This is a genomic window from Roseburia sp. 1XD42-34, from assembly GCF_009917385.1.
Taxonomy (GTDB): domain Bacteria; phylum Bacillota; class Bacilli; order Bacillales; family Amphibacillaceae; genus Virgibacillus.
On the sequence record NZ_QWLJ01000008.1, the window covers coordinates 68,496 to 85,812 of the forward strand.

The window sequence follows — 17,317 nt, forward strand, 5'->3', positions numbered from 1 at the left end:
CGCTTCAGGAGTTGGATAATTAAATAACCACTATCCTTTGTTGAATACTTTACTATCTCAATATAACAGCACCTAAATACCTGATTCATTCAGAGGACTTAAGGTCTTACCATTATGGTACTAACAAGGGATGGGGGATGAATGAAAATCCCCACTGATCAGTAAGGAAAATTGCCCGGGAAATTTTTTAGGCTGAATTCCGAGTTTACGAAATGTATATTAGCTTTAGCAAAAGTCAAGGCATATGCTAAAATATATGCATACAAACATATTTACAGGAGGTTTTATGATGAGTGAACAAGTATTGCGTTATTTACAAACAAATCGAAATAGGTTACTCGATAACCTTTTTAGCTTTTTAAAAATTCCAAGCATAAGCGCAGATAGTAACCATCGACAAGATATTGAAAAAGCAGCAGATTATATTGTTACATATTTACATGATATAGGCTTTGATTTAGCTGAGAAACAGCCAACGAATAATCACCCTCTTGTATATGCAGAATACAATGGTGCCGGTTCACAAGCACCAACAGTTTTATTGTATGGACATTATGATGTACAACCAGCAGACCCGCTTGAACTTTGGCAAAGTGAGCCATTTCAGCCGGAAATAAGAGAAGGGAGATTATTTGCGCGAGGTGCAAGTGATGATAAAGGCCAAGTATTTATGCATTTTGCGGTATTTGAAGCATTTTTTAAAACAGTAGGAAAATTGCCATTAAACGTGAAAGTGTGTATGGAAGGGGAAGAAGAGATTGGTAGTGAAAATTTGTATGAAATACTGTATGCAAAGAAGGAACAGTTTGCGGCCGATTTTGCTGTAATCTCTGATTCGGGAATGGTTGCTAAAAATCAGCCGACCATTTTGTATGGCTTAAAAGGCTTTACCGGTTTAGAAATAACAGTAACTGGTCCTGATCATGATTTACACTCTGGTATGTATGGCGGAGCAATTCGTAATCCAATTATGGCATTAAGCCATATTTTAGCTTCCATGAAGAATAAGGAAGAAATCGTTACAGTAGAGGGATTTTACAATGATGTAGAGCCTTTAACAGAAGAGGAACGAGCATTGATGGCAAAAGCGCCTAGCGAAGATTTTGCTAAAGCAGCTGGTGTCGATCAAACTGTTTCTGAGAAAGGCTATACAGCAGTTGAACATACGATGGGTCGACCAACATTTGAAATAAATGGAATGTTTGGAGGGTACCAGGGGGAAGGTACAAAAACCATTATTCCTTCAACAGCTACAGCTAAGATTACTTGTCGCCTAGTGCCTGGACAAGATCCTGAAAACGTGCAGCAATTATTAGAGGATCATATCATGAAAACTGCACCAGCTGGTGTTAGGGTTCATGTAAAAAAGGAGAAATTATCTGCTAAAGCATATAAAGTAGAACCAAATCACCCATTAATAAAAAAGGCAGCTGAAGCTTATTCGAAAGCTTTCCAATCTGAAACTGTATATGTACGGATGGGAGGGTCAATTCCAGTGGTAGAATGGATTCAAGCGTTATATGATATACCAATTGTCTTATTAGGGTTTGGAACTCCTGATGATCGTTTGCATTCCCCTAATGAAAGTTTTCCTTTAGATAGTTTTGATAAAGGTATGGAGACGCTAGTCTATTATTGGCAAGCAGTCGGTCATCAGGGTTAAAAACCATATTTTTCTTTGGGGAAAATCAAAAAAAAATCAAAGGGGCAATCTCACTTTTCGATATTTTAATAAGCAAAATTAAATCACATTACTTACCTGCATTAACAGGTAGTAAGAGCCCTTTTCATCCCCCATAATGCGAAAAGGTAAAGCGAGATAATTTATACGCCAAATTTCTGATTTTGTGCCTTTAGGATGAATCCTTGCGTTAGCAAGCACACTGGTAGGGGTAATTCCATCCCTGCCAATTGAAATCTCATTTAAACATGGAGGGGAAGAAATATGCGTTATGCAATTGTCACAGGTGTTTCAAAGGGGTTAGGAAAAGAAGTAGCTAAACTGTTATTAAGCAAAGGTGTACATGTAATTGGTATTTCAAGAAGTACTACCGTTGATTTGAACGCAAATGCTACTGCACATGGAGTTACTTATCAAAGTATTGCTTATGATTTAGCAAACATAGACAAATTAGAAGAGCTTATAGAAAAGATTATTACAGATTTTATAAATGACGATATAACTGGACTCTATCTCGTAAATAATGCAGGAGTTATTGAGCCAATTGACCAAGGAGTCAACATTTCCCCCGCTTCATTAGCTTACCATTTTCAAGTAAATGCAATAGCTCCGATGGCATTAACTAATTTATGCTTACAATATGCTAATAAAAAAGTAATTCCAATGGTTGGTTTAATGGTTACATCTGGTGCCGCAGAAAAACCGATGTTTGGTTGGACAGCTTATTGTAGTTCCAAGGCAAGCATAAATATGTATACAAAAACGATTGCGGAAGAACAAGCTGGCGCAAATCATAAAATTATTGCCTTTAGTCCCGGGATTATGGATACTGATATGCAAGAGAAAATCCGCTTAAGTAAAAAAACTGCGTTTCAAGCAGTCGATACGTTTAAAGCATATCAAGAGAATAACCAATTGCAACAAACAGAAAAAATTGCCCGCATTGCAGTAAAAATTATGATGCAAAATGATGTGGAAAATGGAAAAGTATACTATGCAAGAGATTATCTGTAAAAGAAAACATGGTTTGAATAATAGTTCGGTCACTATATTAAAAATAAGACTGGTTATAAAAATGCGCTGTATTTTGGAAAAGATGTTCCATATGTAAGAGGCTAAACTATAAATTGCTCATATCTTTCTTTTCTCTCCCATTTTTGCTCCCTCAGCATATGATACATTAGTCAGCAAAAGAGGAGGGGAGATGAATGAGTAAAGTAGGCTACAACTATGGTGGAGGTTTTGCCTTATTGGTTGTACTATTCATTTTATTGATCATTATCGGTACTGCTTATACAGGATATGGATATTAAAGTAAAAAATGCAGAGGATACCCTCTGCATTTTTTACTCGAAAAGAAACAAACCCTTTATGTTACTGATTGAGAAGAATTATCCACAGATCATTGCAATCTTCTAATATTACAAGGAAATATGCTTGTATTCGTTGGAGAGAATTAGCAGAAGCTATTGGCATAATAGACAGAAACCACAAGGGGAGATTAGCTCCCATATACTTGACGGACTGTATAATTTTCTAATTCGTTTTAGAATTGCGCTGTTTATGATACACTCTTATATGGGTGAAAAACAGGCAACATAATGAGTGGCGTATTTTCCACATATCTTTTCCCAACTTTTAATAACTAGTTAAAACATATAATTCTAAAGTACGATTTTATTCCAAATGTAAGGTGCCGTAAGCTTCTGTTTTAGGATTGTAGAAGATACAAAGGTGTTTAAGGGGCAATTGCCCTAGATTCCTCAAAAAGGGTCTTTAGGTTCACCGCTTATGGTACTAGTATTCATTAGGTAAGCAGGAACGCTCTATGGAATGCAGTTCACTATATTGGTAATCGTACTTTCGATAGTTGCTTTAACGCAAAATTGTTTTACCAGCCAAAGATAAACAGAAAGAGAGGCGTTTTTATGATATCCAGAAAAAGTAAACGGGAAATTGAAAAAATGCAGGCAGCTGCTGATGTTTTAGTAAAGTGTCACAAAGAAATTGCAAAAATGATGAAGCCTGGTATTACGACGATGGAGATCGATGCATTTACAGAAAAATTTTTAGAAGAGCATGGCGCAATTCCAGAGCAAAAAGGATATAATGGCTACCCTTATGCAATTTGTGCCTCTATTAATGATGAAATCTGCCATGGATTTCCGCGCCATGAAAAGCTAAAAGATGGTGATATTGTAACAATTGATATGGTTGTAAATCTAGATGGAGGGCTTGCTGACTCTGCGTGGACGTATGCAGTTGGGAATGTAGATGAAAAAGGGCTACGTTTAATGGAGGTAACAAAAACGTGCTTGTACAAAGGGATAGAACAAGCACGTGCTGGAAATCGGATTGGTGATATTGGTCATGCCATTCAGCAATATGCGGAAGGAGAAGGGTTTTCAGTTGTGCGAGATTTTACTGGTCATGGTATTGGCCCAACACTTCATGAAGATCCGCACATCCCTCATTTTGGTTTACCTAATAAAGGGTTGCGCTTGAAAGAAGGTATGGTAATTACGATTGAACCAATGATTAATGAAGATAGCTGGCATAGTCAAATGGACAGCAATAATTGGACTGCAAGAACCATTGATCAAGGACGTTCAGCCCAATATGAGCATACGATAGTAATTACGAAGGATAAGCCAATTATACTTACGGATCAAGATAAGGAATAGCAGGACCTTTGTGAGCTTTTGATAGTTCTGTTTATTGCTTCAATAAAAAGGAGAGTAGTTCATATAAATGAAGCTCTCCTTTTTATATGAACAAGCTTCTGGCTTAATCTGTACAGTAAGGGATAAAGACGCCTAAAATTCCCTGTTTTGTAAGCGGTCGTGAAGCACATTACGATACTCATCAGTCGTGGGGGATGAATTACCCCACTGGTTGAAGGTTTATTTTAAATCGTTTATTAGATTATCTGGGTAAGAATACAGTTAATCTGTCTTTTTACCCGCAGGTTTATACGACTTCCCACTGAAGACCATCGTAATAATGGGACTTAATAAGCAGAAAAAGGCGAATGGTAAGTAAGTTAGAACAGGAACTCCAAGTACATCGGCAATGAATACTCCACAAACACTCCATGGCACCAGGGGATTAATAACCGTCCCGGCATCCTCTAATGTGCGCGATAACACTTTTTTCGGAAGTTTGGCTTTTGTATAAATGCTTTTAAATGTTTCTCCTGTTAACATGATCGAAAGATACTGTTCTCCAATTAAAATATTTACTCCAATAGCAGTTGCTGCTGTGGACACAACGATAGAACGAATTCGAGTTAATTTTTTCTGCAATGCAAGGAGCAATGCTGGAATAATCCCGGTTATAAATAGTAACCCGCCAAAACCTAAAGCTAATATAACAAGGGAGATAGTAAATAACATACTGTTAATTCCACCCTTTGTAAGTAGGTCATTAACTGGTTCAAAATTTGTCGTAGCTGTATATCCGTTAAACCAAATGCTCCAAATGTCACCCCACGCGAGACCACTTGTAAAAGCGGCAAAACCTGTTGCTACAAGGCTGCTCAATGAAATGGAAATAAAAGCTGGAACCCGAAAATACGTACAAACAATTAATAACAAAAGCGGAACCCAAGAAGTCCAATGGATTAAATTAGTTGCGTCTAATGCCATTTGATACGCTTTTCCGCTCCCAATAGCTGATGAATCAGTTTTTGGTGATAGCCAGGCAAATAAAACAAATGAAATAAGAAACGCAGGAATGGTTGTTAAGCTTATATGTTTAATATGATCAAATAGATCTACACCAACTACGGTAGAAGCGAGATTAGTGGTATCAGAAAGAGGCGACATCTTATCCCCAAAAAATGCTCCAGAAACGATTGCTCCTGCTGTAATCGCCATCGAGGCACCAAGTGCGTCCCCCATCCCAATAAAAGCAACACCAATTGTTGCTGTTGTTGTTAACGAGCTTCCCATGGAAACACCAATGATTGCTGTAATAGAGAACACAACTGCATAAAACCAAGTAGTGCCAATAAAAGAAAATCCAAGATCAATCAGTGCGGGGATAGTGCCACTAATCATCCAACTGCTGATTAAAATGCCAATAAGAAAAAATAGAAATACAGCTCCCATGCCTGTTCTAGCACCTTCAATTAATCCAGATTGTAAATCGGAAAAAGGAATTTTTTGAAATAGCCCATATGCCATTAATAGAAAAATAGCTAAAATAATGGGGATATGTGGGTTTGTTCCCAATTTTATAATAAAGTAACTAATTAAACTGATAGTGATAATAAAAAAGGTAATTGCTCCTAGCAAAGTAGGTTGATGTTTCGGTTGGATTGGAAACATGATCATCGTCCTTTCTGTCATTCGTTGAAGAGTTTTTTCACTGAGTGCAGGATTAAGCCATTCATAACCTGCTACTGATTAATTTAAATTCGCATCATTCGTTGCCAAAAGCATATAAACTTAGAAAGCACCACGGAGAACTAGGAGTTCCTTGAAAGGATAACTTCTTCCATACAAAAAAAGCCTCATCCCTATGAAGGGACGAAGCTTTACTCCGCGTTACCACCCAACTTGCTGGCAAAACCAGCCGCTCATTTATGTCAACCTATTACGAGCGAATGTGTAATTCAACCATTTCCCTGCCAGAGTTTACACCTACCACTCTGTCTCTTACGCTGCTTGAGAAATGTCTACTGTACATTCAAGGTTGTTTAAACGATATATTAGTCAAAAATAATACGATAATTTCTTGTTAGATAAGAAAGTATAAAAATTGTTGCTTTGGGATCCAGACTTAATGGAATAGCCACGTCCGGCGCATGAGCCCAGCAACTAGGCCGACTTCACGAAATCGCCTTCCGATAAGTTATCTTCGGTTCGTTACAAATAGGAAGGCCGACTAAAAACGGGCTTGCCGCTCAGGCGTCGGCATATCCCTTGTTTGCAGGGTAAAACTTTAGTTGATTGGCTCCAGTCACTACGTTGCTAAACGGGCGCCCTGCTTCTTTGTTCTCTGTGTCATTCTTGTGAAGGGATTATTACATAACTTTTTCATGAAACGTGCACGTTTTTCTCTTAAAGCAATTTTTAACAAGATGACTGTTTTTTAAAGATTATTATTGAATATAACTGTGAATGGCTATTTTGTCAATACAAAATACGCTGGGAATTAATCTTTTTTATTTTTGAAATATACGGTATAATAACTAGAATTACTATTTGGGGAGGAAATGTAATGGAACCAAACTACACCGTTGTACAAGCAACTTCTCCAGTAGCTTTGATGAAAAAGGGCTTCTCAAAAGGCTTTCCAATCATGGTCGGTTATATTCCGATAGCGATTACTTACGGTGTATTAGCTAAACAAGCAGGAATGTCCCTAACAGAATTAACATTCATGAGTATACTGGTATTTGCTGGGGCAAGCCAATTTATGGGAGCAAATATGATTGCTGTAGGCGCTGGCGTTATTGAAATTATTGTCGCTACTTTTGTACTTAATTCCCGACATTTTGTAATGAGCCTATCTTTTATGAATCGCTTACGAGGCTCAGCATTAAAATGGAAACTACCATTATCCATGGGATTAACGGATGAAACGTTTGCTGTGACTGCAATTCATCCGAAAGAAGCAAACATGAAGAATGGTTTGTTTTTTTATATTGGCATTATCGTAACTGCTTATTTCTCATGGGTAGCAGGGTCTTTCCTTGGAGGAGTAGTAGGAGAAATTATTCCAGAAAGATTGAGCCAAAGCATGGGGATCGCCCTCTATGCCATGTTTATTGGTCTTTTAGTTCCCTCTGTTAAGAAAAATAAAAAGATTGTCCTCATTGCTGTGTTAGCAATGCTTATCAATGCTTTATGCGTGCAGCTTGGAATAAGTACAGGTTGGGCAATTGTATTAGGCACTATAATAGGTGGCGCAGCTGGAATATTTATTCTGAAGGAGGAAGAGGCATGATTTGGATCATTATTATTGGTATGGCTGTGGTGACAATGATACCAAGAATAATCCCCGCTTTTATAGTAGATAAACTGTTGTTTCCTGATTGGATTAATCGATGGTTGAGTGCCATTCCATATGCTGCATTAGGGGCGCTTATTTTTCCGGGGATTATGTCTGTAAAGCCAGATCAGCCGCATCTTGGTTTGTTTGGTGGCATTTTTGCTATTGTGTTAGCATACTTAGGTGTTCATATTATTATTGTTGTTATCGCAGCCATTGCAACAGTATATTTGCTGACGTAGTCAAAACCAGGCTGGGAATGTTAAAGTCAAAAAGCTGTGTTCATTTAAGAAAGATATCGATGAGCCTTCACAAGTGCGTGAGGAGGCTCAACAGACGGTCAAATTAAAGTATATTTAGCGAAGTTAGTTAGATGCACATCCAAAATTCTAGGTCGTTCGGATTTTACCTGCTGAAAATGTTGTTGTCTAGCTTCATTTTGTTCTCATAAATAACAGTGAGGTCTGCTCGTCGATCGCTTTAAAAGGGATCCCGTTGTATATTATGCCTAAAGCATTCGCCTTCTTTGCATACTTATTTTGGGCTAGTGATACGGATAAAGTCAACTATCTAAGGTTTGGTAAGGTTCAATATGGATCTGTGCATGCGTAATATGGTGCTTCTTATATAACTGTTTTTCAATTCTTTCTGTAATAGCATGACTTTCTTCAACGTTAAGGCGAGGGTCAACCAAGATTGTAATGTCAATAAATGCCTGATTTCCATGAACTCTTCCCTTTATGTCATACAATTTTTTCACACCTGGATCTTTTTCTACACTGGATCGTATTTTTTTTATTTGTTTTTCATCAAAGCCATCTGTTAACGTATGTGTAGCATCTTTAAAAATCTCCCAAGCAGTTTTACAAATAATAAAACCGACGACTAATCCTGCAATTGGGTCAAGCCAAAACAAGCCAAACTGAGCGCCGATGATACCAATGAATGCTCCAATACTTACTAATGCGTCTGAACGGTTATCCTGAGCGGCAGCATATAAAGCTGAACTGGCAACGGCTTTAGATAGACGTAAATTATAAACATAGACGAGCAACATAACGAAAGCGGCAGCTAGTGCTGTCCACGCTGTTAGCATATCTGGCTGAACAAAATTTTGATCCCACACGGATTTGAACGTATCTATAATTACTTGAATCCCAACTAGCATCATGATAAAAGCAGCGAATAAAGAAGCGATTGTTTCTGCTCGAAAGTGGCCATAGTGATGATCTTCATCTGGTGGTTTGCGCGATATTTTTAATCCGATTAAAACAGCAACTGAAGCTATAACATCCGTTGCATTGTTTAATCCATCCGCACGTAAAGCGTCGGAATTTCCGATTGACGCAACTACTATTTTACTGACTGCTAATATGATATATGCGAAGATGCTAATCCAGGCACCTTTCTCTCCTTTTTTTAAGTTATCCGAATGGTTCATATGTCGGACCTCCTGTTTAATCACTCAGCTAAGCAACTTTATATGGGTTCTAATTTCAGCAGGAAGTATGCGATCGATACATGCGTTAATAGAAATAAACGGCACTTTCCTTGAAATTCGCTGGCTTTCATTCAATATACCATATATTATCAAGCTCTCTTAAGCTGTACCTTAAGATTCTACCAAAGTCATCTATGGTGGGTCTAGAGAAACATTGAAGGATGAAACTATATGTATTGAGTGAATTGAAGGAAGTTTCATAAGGGAAAAAGGAAATTTAAATTTTTTATCATTTACCTATTGAAATTTTTCTAAAAATTTAGGATAATAATGAAAAGGAACAAGGAGGAAGTGTTCCATGAAAAAGCAGAAGATTGTATTTCAATTTTATCGTTACAATGGAAAAAGGATAAAAGCGAAGCGGGAAATTACGTTTGAATTACGATTGTCAAGTCGTCTGCTTTTGGATGAAATATGCTTTAACTATAATAAAGCGCTTATTGAGGAACAGATTAATCGTTCCATTGATGAAGGAAATAAGGATGATTTTTTTAAATGGAGTAAAGCGTATAAAACCTTTATTTGGGAATAGCAATTAATGTATGCTGCCTTGCCAGTTTGGTAGGGCGGCTTTTTTGGTCAGCAATCATGGTTTCGTTTACATATTGTGTAAATTTACTAAACGTTATTTTTGTTAAATTTTTGTAAAAAATATACGGTGGATAAATTCTTTTGTTATTCTAAATGAAAAGGAGGCTAAAACAAAATGAAGAAAAAAACCACTCTTAGCTGGGTGCTTTACGATTTTGGTAATTCTGCGTTTGCTACAACTGTTATGGCAGCGATTTTGCCTGTCTTTTATTATGATGTAGCCGCTGTAGGTGCAAACCAGGAGCTTGCAGCAAGTTTTTGGGGATACTCACAATCAATTGCAGTACTAATTGTTGCAATTCTTGCACCAATTTTAGGAGCGATCAGCGATTACTCAGCTGCTAAAAAGAAATTTTTGCGATTTTTTGCTTATATGGGAATGATCGCTAGTATCTTACTTGCTTTCATAGGAGAAGGAGATTACATATTTGCTTCTTTGCTATTAATCGTTGGGACGGTTGGTTTTTCAGGTGGTAACGTATTCTATGATGCATTTTTACCAGAAATTGCTAAAGGAAAGGAAATAGATAAAGTTTCTGCTGCGGGATTTGCCTGGGGGTATATTGGCGGAGGGATATTATTAGCAATAAATATTTTAATGATTTTAAAGCATGATTGGTTTGGTATTCCTAACGCAACAGCAGCCAGTCAGATTGCTTTTGTAACCGTGGGCGTTTGGTGGTTTATCTTTTCACTTCCGCTTTTCCGTAACATACAAGAGGAGAAAAAATACAGAGAGAAACGAGATCGCTCCTATGTCGCTATTGGTTTTTCCCGGGTTTCTTCCACATTTAAAGATTTAAAGCATTATAAGCAATTATTAATTTTTTTATTAGCCTTTTGGTTGTACAATGATGGTATTTCAACGATTATCAAAATGGCAACGATCTACGGTCGAGATATTGGTATTGATGGAAATAGCTTAATAATCGCCTTATTGATTACCCAGTTTGTTGGTATACCTTGTACTTTTTTCTTTGGTTGGCTAGCAAAGAAAATAACTGCCAAAAAAGCTTTAGTACTTTCTTTATATGTATATACTGGGATTGTTCTTCTCGGTTATTTCATGTCGTCTGCCTTGCATTTTTATCTGTTAGCTATTTGTGTAGGTATTGTTCAAGGAGGAGCACAGTCTTTGAGTCGCTCTATTTATGGACGAATGGTTCCAGAACATAAACACGCTGAATTTTTTGGGTTTTACGGCATTTCTTCTAAATTTGCTGCCATCTTCGGTCCATTTTTATTTGGATTAGTTGGGCAACTTACTGGTTCTAGCCGAAACGGGATCATTTCTTTATTAGTATTTTTTATCGGTGGGATTATTTTATTGAAATTTGTTAATGTTGAAAAAGGTATGACAGATGCCAAAAAACAAACTCCTGCTTCCGTAGAAGTTGGAGTCACCTTAAAATAGCGTATGGTCAGAGGAGAACCTCTGATCATGGCTATATAATTGGATCAGCATACTGATTACGTAAATTCAACGCAAGGCATTTCCCCGTATCGTAGGAAATATTACCAATTTGATCTGCTAACTTATGATATAATGCTTCATCTTGTTGCTTCCAATAGGCATTAACAGTGGATAAAATTTGGAATCCCTCTATTTTTGCCTGTTGATAAAGCTCAAGAAAGCTATTGTTGTTTGGTTCTTTCGTGGCAGGATGATACCATGTAGTTTTTTGTTCGTTCAAATAATCCTTATTGTCTTGCACTGGTCGATGAGAATAGGAGGAAATGAGTGAATGAAAAATGCGATTTTTCCAACCAAGTGGATCTGACAATAACATTAAAGCTAACTTCATATCCCGATAAGATTTTTGAATATGCGTTTGGGTTGCGTCAAGCTCTGGATAGTGTTTAACAATGGTTTGATAAAGCAATTGGACTATTTTTTTGTCCAGTTTTCTTCCAACATCTATTTCTTTATAAACAGGAGTCTTCCACGTTTTTAAGTTGTTAAATTTATGCAACATTAATGTATCGATGATAATCTCTAGTTTTTGATGTTTACTTCCTTCATAACCTGCTTGGTAGTGAATATACGGATGTGTGTTGCGATCTAGAATATGATGAGTAATGAAGCCAAATACATAAGCTTTTACTTGATTATCCATCGTTTTAGCAGTATGAATTAAATCCAGTAAAAACGGACCACATTTTTGTTCATGTAATATAGTACCAATTTCTTGCGCATGCCCTTCCTTCATCCATGGCCAAAAACGGTGATAAAAGAATGGATCTGGACCTTGGGCACCTAGCTTCATCATCGATTCATAACTTGAAAATTGGTGCGTTTGTGTTATAGCATCCGACATTTCTTCACAAAATATAATATGGGTCCATATATTAGGCATATTGAAATCCCCCCTTTTTTGTTAGGTAAGAAAGCATAAAAATTAGTGGCTTTGGGATAATGAAATAATGGAATAGCCACGTCTGGCTCATGAGCCCAGCAACTAGGCGACTTCATGAATCGCTCTACGATAAGTCATCATTGGTTCGTGCCTCACCATGTTTCCTTTATCTCAGTTGATTCGTTCCATTCGCTACGTTGCTAAACGGGCGCCCTGCGCCTTTGTTCTTTAATACTTTACTTACTATACTTTGCTCTTATCTCCCATTATTTCCCCCGCATATAAGATCTGTATGTCTCCCACATCAAGGATTGGAGAATCTATACTACAACAATTCTAAGTGAGAGTTGACAGCACTTAAATGCCCCGATTCGTTTATCTAACAATCAATGGGGAGGAAAAAAAGATCCCCACTGATGGAAGATTCACTTTATCTCGCATGCAACAAGCAGTAAGCATTATCAATATAAGCCTTGCTTTCAATTTCATCTGTTTCAATAGGAATGTTGATTGCATCTTTACATATTATAAAAGAATTTCTTAAAAGAAGGGAATAAAAAACCCGTACAATTTTGTGTCTTTCCAGAAAAAAAGCAAAAAGCATCCCAGTTGGTGTCTGTTACATGCGATTATAGTGAGAAGGCTGAGACCACAGCAAGACGCTAGACGTCATAACCAATCTAAGCTCAAAGAAGGCAAACTCTATTTATTTTTTACAATTTATAGAAGTTTCTTTTTATAAGAAAAGAAACTATAAAATAAGGCGCTTGTAGATAACGAAATAACCGTATAGTCACCGCCCGGCGTATGAGCCCAGCAACGATGCGACTTCACGAATCGTCCTACGATAAGACCTCATCGGTTCGTCGCTAAGAGGAAGACCGACTAAAAACGGGCTTGCCGCTTAGGCGTCGGTACACCCCTGTTTTTAGTGGCATAATTCCTAAAACTTTAGTTGATTCGATCCAGACGCTACGTTGGTAAACGGGCGCTCTGCGCCTTTGTTCTCTCGTGTATAAGCTATAGGATTTATACTTTAGGAGTTGGAGAATCTGTACGGCAAACAAGTCTAAGCCCGGAGATAACTGCACCTAAATACCTATTTTGCAAGAGATCTTTATAATTAATAGAGATGTATGAAAACCCCTCTTGAATAAAGATTCACTTTATGTGGATGAGCTTTCTGATTATTTTTGCTGTAATTTCTGATACAATAGATATCGAGTAATCGACATAGGGAGGATAAGTACAATGGATTATCGTGTAGAAAAAGATACGCTTGGAGAAATTCATGTACCAAAGGAGAAATATTGGGGAGCACAAACACAAAGAAGTAAACAAAATTTTCCGATTGGTAAAGAGAAAATGCCGTTAGAAATTATTAAAGCGTTTGCGATTTTAAAAAAAAGTGCTGCTCATGCTAATAAGGAACTAGGTTTATTGGAGGCGCAAAAAGCAGCAGCGATGGAGGCTGCAGCGAATCAAATTGTTAATGGTGATTTGACAGAACACTTTCCGTTAGTCGTTTGGCAGACAGGAAGTGGTACACAATCGAATATGAACGTAAATGAAGTGATTGCACATGTAGGAAATAAATGGTTAAAAGAACAGGGAAGTGATTTGACATTACATCCGAATGATGATGTGAATAAGTCCCAAAGTTCGAACGATACGTATCCAACAGCAATGCACATTGCGTTTGTTCTGAAGCTGGAAGATAAAGTATTACCAGCTTTACGTACATTAAAAGATACATTAAAGGTAAAAATGGACAAGTTCCAGGATATTGTAAAAATTGGCCGTACCCATTTACAAGATGCGACCCCACTCACTTTAGGGCAAGAGATTAGTGGTTGGCATCGCATGCTTGAAAAATCAGAAATGATGATTGAACAAAGTACAGGCTACTTAAAAGAATTGGCAATCGGTGGAACGGCAGTAGGAACAGGTTTAAATGCCCATCCCGAATTCTCAGAACGTGTATGTAAAGAGATTAATCAAGCAACAGGTAAAAACTTTATTTCTGCACCAAATAAATTTCATGCTTTAACGAGCCATGATGAATCTGTTTATGCTCACGGTGCCTTGAAAGCGTTAGCTGGAGATTTAATGAAAATAGCAAATGATGTGCGCTGGCTTGCGAGTGGACCAAGATGTGGTATCGGTGAAATAACGATACCAGCGAATGAGCCAGGAAGTTCGATTATGCCTGGAAAGGTAAATCCGACACAAAGTGAAGCAGTCACGATGGTTGCGACCCAAGTAATGGGAAATGATGCAGCTATTGGTTTTGCGGCAAGTCAGGGAAATTTTGAATTGAACGTATTCAAACCTGTAATCGCTTATAACTTCTTGCAATCTTGTGAGCTTCTTGCTGACAGCATGCTATCTTTTGATGAGCGCTGTGCCCAAGGAATTGAACCTAATTTGGAAAACATTGACAAGAACCTAAAAGATTCTTTAATGCTTGTAACTGCATTAAATCCACATATCGGTTATGAGAATGCAGCTAAAATAGCTAAGACTGCTTTTGAAGATAATGCTACGTTGAAAGATACAGCAGTGAAATTAGGTTTGCTTACAGAAGAACAGTTTGATCAATATGTTAATCCGAAAGAAATGACATATCCGAAATAAAAATGATATACAAAGAAACAAGCCGCATTGCAGGAACAAAGCGCAATTGCGGTTTGTTTTTTATAGGATAAGAAATCATAAAATGAGGTGCTTAGGGATAACGAAATAACCGAGTAGCCACGTCCAGCGCATCAGCCCAGCAACGGTGCGACTTTAGAAATGCGCATCGGTTCGTCTCTAAGAGGAAGGCCGACTAAAAACGGGCTTGCCACTCAGGAGTTGGCATACCCCTGTTTTTAGTGGCATGATTCCTTTATCTTTCGTTGATTCGTTCCATTCGCTACATTGCTAAACGGCGCTTACGCTTCCACTATAGGAAAGTATATAAAGGGAAGATTTTTTGGTTTATAGTATAAGAAAAAAAGGATTCGCCATAAGGCTTGACGACATTACGAATTTTTACAATCTTGTATATAAGTTGCTGTAAGACTCCCACTTTTGGAGTAGGATAATCTGTATTGTAATATTTAAGTAGGAAATAACACACCTAGATGCCCTAATTTGAAAGAGACCTTTAGGTCAAACCATTACGATACTAACCACTTATGAAGGATGAATGAATCCGCCCACTGATGGAAGATTCACTTTAACATGTGTTATGAGCGCAACTTTGTTTATTTTCATGTAACTGAAAGCAAGAACAGCTCTTCCATTCTACGAGGTGAATGAAAAAAGGACTAGATGAAAAATTCTGCCTGAAATACGTTTAGGTTATAATTTACTTGTACTTTTAGCCGAACAACGTGATGAAGAAAAAAATCCTAATCGAACTTTTATTTCATAAAAAACACTATTATTTACCATTTTAAACTGCTTATAAGTTTTGAAATTCTGCTTACACTAAGGTTACAGGAGGTGATAAAGATGGCTAGAAACAATTCAAATCAGCTAGTCGTTCCTGGCGTGCAGCAAGCTCTTGATCAAATGAAATATGAAATTGCTCAAGAATTTGGTGTTAACTTAGGTCCAGAGACTACTTCTCGTGCAAATGGATCAGTTGGTGGAGAAATTACGAAGCGACTTGTACAAACAGCACAACAGCAATTAGGACCAAAAGCTTAATAATAACTATGGTAAGAAGGGAAAAGCCTCTCGTAAGAAGCTTTTCCCTATTTTAATAAGATAAGAAAGTATAAAAGGAGGTGCTCGGGGATATCAAAATACCTAATAAGCCACTTCCGGCGCATGAGCCCAGCAACTACGCAACTTCACGACTCGCCCTACGATAAGTCCTCATCGATTCGTCTTTAAGAGGAAGGCCGACTAAAAACGGGCTTGCCGCTCAGGCGTCGGCATACTCCTGTTGCAGGAGTATGATTCCTAAAACTTTAGTTGATTCGCTCCAGTCGCTATGTTGCTAAACGGGCGCTCAGCGCCTTTGTTCATGAAACACAGGATGACATGGCCTATTTTTAAACCATTAAGCTACTTTATTAACGAATACGCAATTCTGTTTCTACATCAAAAAAGTGTGCTTTATTCATATCAAAAGCTAAATCAATCGTAGAGCCAATATGAATATCAGTTCGTGAGTCGATACGAGCAATGAAATCCTGCTCTCCTATTTTGGAATAAAGGAAGGTTTCTGCGCCCATTAAATCAGCTACGTCTATCGTAGCGGTGATTTTTGTATTTGGAGAAGCTTCAATAAATACGGGTTCATCATGAATGTCTTCTGGGCGAATACCTAATGTAACCTCTTTATTAATATAGCCTTGTTCACGCAGCGTTTTCAATTTTCCTTCAGGTACAGCTATCTTTGTATCATCAATTTGTAGGTGACTTTCTGTTAATTTTCCTCTGAAAAAGTTCATAGACGGAGAGCCGATAAAGCCACCGACAAATACATTATCTGGATTGTCATAGACTTCTTTTGGAGCACCGATTTGCTGAATAATTCCATCTTTCATAACAACAAGACGAGTTGCCATAGTCATTGCTTCTGTTTGGTCGTGTGTTACATAAATGGTTGTTGTTTGCAAACGACGATGCAATTTTTGAATTTCAGCACGCATTTGTACACGTAGTTTTGCATCAAGGTTAGACAAAGGCTCGTCCATTAAAAATACTTTTGCGTCTCGAACGATAGCTCTTCCTAGCGCTACCCTTTGACGTTGTCCACCTGATAAGGCTTTAGGTTTACGATCTAAATAAGCTTCAAGTCCTAATATTTTGGCGGCGTTCTTCACACGTTTATCGATTTCATCTTTTTTAAATTTTCTTAGCTTTAGACCAAATGCCATATTGTCGTATACGTTCATATGGGGGTATAGCGCGTAATTTTGGAACACCATAGCAATATCGCGGTCTTTAGGAGCTACATCATTCATTTTTTTATCATCAATGTACAATTCACCGTTAGAGATTTCTTCTAATCCGGCAATCATACGAAGTGTCGTTGATTTACCACATCCAGATGGACCTACAAAGACAATGAATTCTTTATCTTTAATATGAAGATTAAAATCATCTACTGCAATATTTTTTTTATCATACGTTTTTTGGATATGTTCTAAACGTAACTCAGCCATTTATTATTCCTCCAATTTG

The 17,317-nt window shown here is 37.5% G+C and carries 14 protein-coding genes; 10 read left to right on the plus strand and 4 right to left on the minus strand.

Going from position 1 to position 17,317, the window contains the following annotated elements:
* The first annotated feature begins 289 nt into the window (after window positions 1–289).
* The 4 genes from D1839_RS06405 to map all read left to right on the plus strand — a co-directional run bounded on the left by D1839_RS06405 (window position 290) and on the right by map (window position 4,365).
* Window positions 290–1,663 (plus strand): dipeptidase, encoded by a 1,374-nt coding sequence (locus tag D1839_RS06405; RefSeq protein WP_120378734.1) that lies wholly within the window; start codon window positions 290–292, stop codon window positions 1,661–1,663.
* 282 nt (window positions 1,664–1,945) lie between these two features.
* Window positions 1,946–2,695, plus strand: a complete 750-nt coding sequence (locus tag D1839_RS06410) for an SDR family NAD(P)-dependent oxidoreductase (protein ID WP_120378735.1) — start codon at window positions 1,946–1,948, stop codon at window positions 2,693–2,695.
* A gap of 194 nt (window positions 2,696–2,889) precedes the next feature.
* The gene (locus D1839_RS06415; RefSeq protein WP_120378736.1) at window positions 2,890–2,994 is read left to right on the plus strand and encodes a YjcZ family sporulation protein; all 105 of its coding nucleotides are present in this window, start codon (window positions 2,890–2,892) and stop codon (window positions 2,992–2,994) included.
* A gap of 615 nt (window positions 2,995–3,609) precedes the next feature.
* Entirely contained in the window at window positions 3,610–4,365 is a 756-nt protein-coding gene (gene map, locus D1839_RS06420) for a type I methionyl aminopeptidase (RefSeq protein ID WP_120378737.1), read from the plus strand.
* Between the two features lie 261 nt (window positions 4,366–4,626).
* Here map and nhaC read toward each other — a convergent pair whose 3' ends face one another.
* Window positions 4,627–6,012 (minus strand): Na+/H+ antiporter NhaC, encoded by a 1,386-nt coding sequence (nhaC, locus tag D1839_RS06425; RefSeq protein ID WP_158589600.1) that lies wholly within the window; start codon window positions 6,010–6,012, stop codon window positions 4,627–4,629.
* An 895-nt stretch (window positions 6,013–6,907) separates the two neighbouring features.
* Between nhaC and D1839_RS06430 the strand changes: the two genes are divergently transcribed.
* On the plus strand, window positions 6,908–7,636 hold the full coding sequence (locus tag D1839_RS06430; protein ID WP_120378739.1) for an AzlC family ABC transporter permease: 729 nt from the start codon (window positions 6,908–6,910) through the stop codon (window positions 7,634–7,636).
* The gene (locus D1839_RS06435; RefSeq protein WP_120378740.1) at window positions 7,633–7,923 is read left to right on the plus strand and encodes an AzlD domain-containing protein; all 291 of its coding nucleotides are present in this window, start codon (window positions 7,633–7,635) and stop codon (window positions 7,921–7,923) included. The genes D1839_RS06430 and D1839_RS06435 overlap by 4 nt, the downstream gene beginning before the upstream one ends.
* A 320-nt stretch (window positions 7,924–8,243) precedes the next feature.
* Here D1839_RS06435 and D1839_RS06440 read toward each other — a convergent pair whose 3' ends face one another.
* Window positions 8,244–9,122, minus strand: coding sequence for a cation diffusion facilitator family transporter (locus tag D1839_RS06440; RefSeq protein ID WP_120378741.1), 879 nt, complete (start codon window positions 9,120–9,122; stop codon window positions 8,244–8,246).
* Between the two features lie 358 nt (window positions 9,123–9,480).
* Here D1839_RS06440 and D1839_RS06445 point away from each other — a divergent pair, with 358 nt between their 5' ends.
* The gene (locus D1839_RS06445) at window positions 9,481–9,714 is read left to right on the plus strand and encodes an IDEAL domain-containing protein (RefSeq protein ID WP_120378742.1); all 234 of its coding nucleotides are present in this window, start codon (window positions 9,481–9,483) and stop codon (window positions 9,712–9,714) included.
* Between the two features lie 174 nt (window positions 9,715–9,888).
* Entirely contained in the window at window positions 9,889–11,187 is a 1,299-nt protein-coding gene (locus D1839_RS06450; protein ID WP_120378743.1) for an MFS transporter, read from the plus strand.
* 31 nt (window positions 11,188–11,218) lie between these two features.
* Here the strand turns inward: D1839_RS06450 and D1839_RS06455 are convergent, their stop codons facing one another.
* Complete coding sequence (locus tag D1839_RS06455; RefSeq protein WP_120378744.1) at window positions 11,219–12,130, minus strand: zinc dependent phospholipase C family protein; 912 nt, start codon at window positions 12,128–12,130, stop codon at window positions 11,219–11,221.
* Between the two features lie 1,251 nt (window positions 12,131–13,381).
* Here D1839_RS06455 and fumC point away from each other — a divergent pair.
* Together fumC and D1839_RS06465 are read left to right on the plus strand one after the other, a co-directional pair.
* On the plus strand, window positions 13,382–14,767 hold the full coding sequence (gene fumC, locus D1839_RS06460; protein ID WP_120378745.1) for a class II fumarate hydratase: 1,386 nt from the start codon (window positions 13,382–13,384) through the stop codon (window positions 14,765–14,767).
* 864 nt (window positions 14,768–15,631) lie between these two features.
* Window positions 15,632–15,829 (plus strand): alpha/beta-type small acid-soluble spore protein, encoded by a 198-nt coding sequence (locus D1839_RS06465; protein WP_050350220.1) that lies wholly within the window; start codon window positions 15,632–15,634, stop codon window positions 15,827–15,829.
* Window positions 15,830–16,200: 371 nt separating this feature from the next.
* Here D1839_RS06465 and D1839_RS06470 read toward each other — a convergent pair whose 3' ends face one another.
* Window positions 16,201–17,298 carry an ABC transporter ATP-binding protein gene (locus D1839_RS06470; protein ID WP_120378746.1) on the minus strand — a complete coding sequence of 366 codons (1,098 nt, stop codon included), beginning with the start codon at window positions 17,296–17,298 and terminating at the stop codon, window positions 16,201–16,203.
* Window positions 17,299–17,317 lie beyond the last annotated feature (19 nt).